General features: G+C 67.0%; 4 protein-coding genes. All 4 read left to right on the top strand.

Annotated features, from left to right (window positions below; genetic code table 11):
* Positions 1-574 (top strand): ABC transporter ATP-binding protein (locus tag VJS90_RS06245; protein ID WP_324120120.1); only part of this gene is annotated, 574 nt, incomplete at its 5' end.
* A complete protein-coding gene (locus tag VJS90_RS06240) occupies positions 571-1,494 on the top strand; it encodes an ABC transporter permease (protein ID WP_324120118.1) in 924 nt (307 codons plus the stop codon). The genes VJS90_RS06245 and VJS90_RS06240, both read left to right, overlap by 4 nt.
* Positions 1,484-2,293: an ABC transporter permease gene (locus VJS90_RS06235; RefSeq protein WP_324120117.1), complete on the top strand. Its 810-nt coding sequence runs from the start codon at positions 1,484-1,486 to the stop codon at positions 2,291-2,293. Before VJS90_RS06240 ends, VJS90_RS06235 begins: the two co-directional genes overlap by 11 nt.
* 136 nt (positions 2,294-2,429) lie before the next feature.
* Entirely contained in the window at positions 2,430-4,136 is a 1,707-nt protein-coding gene (locus VJS90_RS06230; protein WP_324120115.1) for an amidase, read from the top strand.
* The last annotated feature ends 248 nt before the right edge of the window (positions 4,137-4,384 follow it).

Genomic DNA, 4,384 nt, shown 5'->3' with positions numbered 1-4,384 from the left:
CGTGCTGCTGCTGGACGAGCCGCTGGGCGCGCTCGACTTGCGGCTGCGCAAGCAGATGCAGGTCGAGCTGAAGGGGCTGCAGCACAAGCTGGGCATCACCTTCATCTTCGTCACCCACGACCAGACCGAAGCGCTGTCGATGTCGGACCGCGTGGCGGTGTTCAACAAAGGCCGCATCGAGCAGGTCGACAGCCCGCGTTCACTGTACATGCAGCCTGCGACCACCTTTGTCGCCCAGTTCGTCGGCAGCTCCAACGTGCTGCGCGGCGAGCTGGCGCGGCAGCTCAGTGGCAGCGAGCAGCCGTTCTCGATCCGCCCTGAGCACATCCGCTTCGGCGACGCGGGCACGGGCCCTGAGGTGCAGGTTGGCGGGGTGCTGCACGACATCCAGTACCAGGGCAGCTCGACCCGCTTCGAGCTCAGGCTCGACAACGGCCAGCTGCTGGCCGTGAGCCTGGCCAATGACCAATGGCACGCGGCCGCCCGCCCGCTGCGGACCGGCCAGCACCTGACAGCCCGCTGGCCGCGCGCGGCGATGACCGCGCTGCGTGACACCGAGGCGCCCTCGGGATGACCGCCCCCAGACCCGTCTCGCGGCACCTGTGGGACCTGTTGTACCGGCGCCCCAACCTGTACCTGTCGCTGCTGCTGGTGCCGCCGCTGCTGTGGTTCGGCGTGATCTACCTGGGTTCGCTGCTGGGCCTGCTGTGGCAAGGGTTCTACACCTTCGACGATTTCAGCATGACGGTCACGCCGGACCTCACGCTGGCCAACTTCGTCGCCCTGTTCAACCCCTCGAACCTGGACATCATCCTGCGCACCCTGGGCATGGCCATGACGGTGACCCTCGCCAGCGCCGTGCTGGCCTTTCCCATCGCCTACTACATGGCCCGGTACACCCGCGGCAAGACCAAGGCGTTTTTCTACATCGCCGTGATGCTGCCGATGTGGGCCAGCTACATCGTCAAGGCGTACGCCTGGACCCTGCTGCTGGCCAAGGGTGGTGTCGCCCAGTGGTTCGTCCAGCAACTGGGGCTGGAAGCCGCGCTGCAGTGGCTGCTCAGCATGCCGGGCGTGGGCGGCAGCACCCTGTCGACCTCGCACCTGGGGCGCTTCCTGGTGTTCGTCTACATCTGGCTGCCGTTCATGATCCTGCCGGTCCAGGCCGCGCTGGAGCGCCTGCCGCCGTCATTGCTGCAAGCCTCGGCGGACCTTGGCGCGCGGCCCTGGCAAACCTTCGCGCAGGTGATCCTGCCGCTGTCGGTGCCGGGGATCGCCGCGGGCTCGATCTTCACCTTCTCGCTGACGCTGGGCGACTTCATAGTGCCGCAACTGGTCGGCCCGCCCGGCTACTTCATCGGCAGCATGGTCTATGCCCAGCAAGGCGCGATCGGCAACCTGCCCATGGCGGCGGCGTTCACCGTCGTGCCGATCCTGCTGATTGCCGTGTACCTGTCCGTGGTCAAGCGCCTGGGGGCCTTCGATGCACTCTGACAAGGCCTCGATTAGCCTGCGCATCGCCGCGTGGGGCGGGCTGCTGTTCCTGCATTTTCCGATCCTGATCATCTTCCTGTACGCCTTCAACACTGAAGATGCGGCGTTCAGTTTTCCGCCCCAGGGGCTGACCTTGAAGTGGTTCGCGGTGGCCTTTTCGCGTAGCGACGTGCTGGATGCCATCGTGCTGTCGCTGCAGGTGGCGTGCATCGCCACGCTCACGGCGCTGGTGCTGGGCACACTGGCGGCAGCGGCGTTGTACCGGCGGGCATTCTTCGGCAAGGAAAGCCTTTCGCTGCTGCTGATCCTGCCCATCGCCCTGCCCGGGATCGTCACCGGCATCGCCCTGCTGTCGGCGTTCAAGGCGCTGGGGATCGAGCCCGGCATACTTACCATCGTCATCGGCCATGCGACCTTCTGCGTGGTGATCGTCTACAACAACGTCATCGCCCGCCTGCGCCGCACCTCGTACAACCTGATCGAGGCGTCCATGGACCTGGGCGCCGATGGCTGGCAGACCTTCAGGTACATCATCCTGCCCAACCTAGGCTCGGCGCTGCTGGCCGGGGGCATGCTGGCGTTCGCGCTGTCGTTCGACGAGATCATCGTCACCACCTTCACCGCCGGCCACGAGCGCACATTGCCGATCTGGCTGCTCAACCAGCTCAGCCGTCCGCGCGATGTGCCGGTGACCAACGTGGTGGCCATGCTGGTGATGCTGGTGACCATGCTGCCGATCCTGGGCGCCTACTACCTGACCCGGGGCGGTGACAGCGTGGCGGGCAGCGGCGGCAAGTGAGGCCTGGCTATGCGGCGCAGCCGGGGGCCGCTTGCACCGATGCACAGCCGAGGTGGTTGCAAAATCGGCCGCCAGAGTTGTTAATCCAGCACCTGCCGCGCATTGCCGCGCCACGAACACAGATACGAGAAGCAAGATGATCGAAGTCACCGAGGTTTCCATCGCCCACCTGCGCGCCGCGCTCGAGTCCGGCCAGACCACTGCGGTCGAGCTGGTCACGGCCTATCTGGCCCGGATCGATGCCTACGACGCCCCCGGCACCGCCACCGCGCTCAACGCGGTGGTGGTGCGCAACTCCGAAGCGCTGAAGGAGGCCGAGGCCGCCGATGCCCGCCGTGCCCGTGGCGAGCTCCTCGGCCCGCTCGACGGCATCCCCTACACCGCCAAGGACAGCTACCTGGTCAAGGGCCTGACCGCCGCGTCCGGCAGCCCTGCCTTCGCCGAGCTGGTGGCGCAACGGGATGCCTTCACCATTGAGCGACTGCGTGCCGGCGGCGCCATCTGCCTGGGCAAGACCAACATGCCGCCGATGGCCAATGGGGGCATGCAGCGCGGTGTCTATGGCCGCGCCGAAAGCCCGTACAACGTGGGCTATCTGACCGCGCCGTTCGCCTCGGGCTCCTCCAATGGCGCCGGCACCGCCACCGCCGCCAGCTTCTCGGCCTTTGGCCTGGCCGAAGAGACCTGGTCGAGCGGACGCGGCCCTGCCTCGAACAACGGCCTGTGCGCCTACACCCCGTCGCGCGGGGTGATCTCGGTGCGCGGCAACTGGCCGCTGACGCCGACCATGGACGTGGTGGTGCCCTACGCGCGCACCATGGCCGACCTGCTCGAAGTGCTCGATGTGATCGTCGCCGACGACCCCGACACCCGTGGCGACCTGTGGCGCTTGCAGCCGTGGGTGCCGATCCCCAGCGCCTCGTCGGTGCGCCCAGCCTCGTACCTGGACCTGGCCACCAAGCCTGATGCCCTGGCGGGCAAGCGCTTTGGCGTGCCACGCATGTTCATCAACAAGGACGAGCAGGCCGGCACCAGCGAAGCGCCCGGCATTGGTGGCCCGACCGGGCAGCGCATCCACACCCGTCCTACCTTGATCGCGTTGTGGGAGCAGGCGCGTCAGGCCCTCGAAGCGGCCGGCGCGCAAGTGCTCGAAGTGGATTTCCCGCTGGTCTCGAACTGCGAGGGCGACCGTCCTGGCGCGCCGACCGTGTTCAATCGCGGGCTGGTGTCCGAAGCCTTCCTCCACCACGAACTGTGGGACCTGTCGGCCTGGGCTTTCGATGACTTCCTGCGCGCCAACGGTGACCCGAAGCTCAACCGCCTGGCCGACGTCGACGGACCGAAGATCTTCCCGCATGACCCGGGCACTCTGCCCAACCGCGAAGGCGACCTGGCCGCGGGGATGGACGAATACGTGCGCATGGCCGAGCGCGGCATTACCCCGTGGCACGAGATCCCGACCCTGCCCGACGGTTTGCGCGGGCTCGAGCAGACGCGCCGCCTCGATCTCGAGGACTGGATGCAGGCGCAGGGCCTGGACGCGGTGCTGTTCCCAACCGTCGCCGACGTGGCGCCAGCCGATTCGGACATCAATCCGGCGTCCGCCGACATTGCCTGGAGCAACGGTGTGTGGGTGGCCAACGGCAACCTCGCGATCCGTCACCTGGGTGTGCCCACCGTCACCGTGCCCATGGGCATCATGGCCGACATCGGCATGCCGGCGGGCCTGACCTTTGCCGGCCGCGCCTATGACGACTCCGCGCTGCTGCGTTTTGCCGCTGCGTTCGAGGCCACCGGCAGCCGCCGGCAGGTGCCGCCGCGCACGCCTGCGTTGAAGGGGTGAAATTGATCTGAATTATCCGCGATGGCCAGTGGTCACTATCAGGGAGAGCAGGAAGACGTTAACGCAACGGAGGTATTCCATGAGCCTTGCAATGACCCTCTTCAGCCTGATAGCCGCGTGGTGTTCAGTCGCCCTTGCAATGTTGTGGGGCGTGCTGCGGATTGTACGGCGGTATCAGCCGCCGGTGGCGGAACGGCCACGTGTCGTGAAGCCGCCGCGGCTGGTTTACCAGTATTAGGCAGAATGCC

Origin of the sequence: Pseudomonas sp., from assembly GCF_035277045.1 — a bacterium.
GTDB lineage: Bacteria > Pseudomonadota > Gammaproteobacteria > Pseudomonadales > Pseudomonadaceae > Aquipseudomonas.
The sequence above is the reverse complement of the archived record's forward strand: the minus strand, read 5'-3'. Positions and strand labels throughout refer to the sequence as shown.

Excerpts from the sequence above, each read along its gene's own strand:
- VJS90_RS06240 (WP_324120118.1), top strand. The coding sequence starts at position 571 with ATGACCGCCCCCAGACCCGTCTCGCGGCACCTGTGGGACCTGTTGTAC.
- VJS90_RS06235 (WP_324120117.1), top strand. The coding sequence starts at position 1,484 with ATGCACTCTGACAAGGCCTCGATTAGCCTGCGCATCGCCGCGTGGGGC.
- VJS90_RS06230 (WP_324120115.1), top strand. The coding sequence starts at position 2,430 with ATGATCGAAGTCACCGAGGTTTCCATCGCCCACCTGCGCGCCGCGCTC.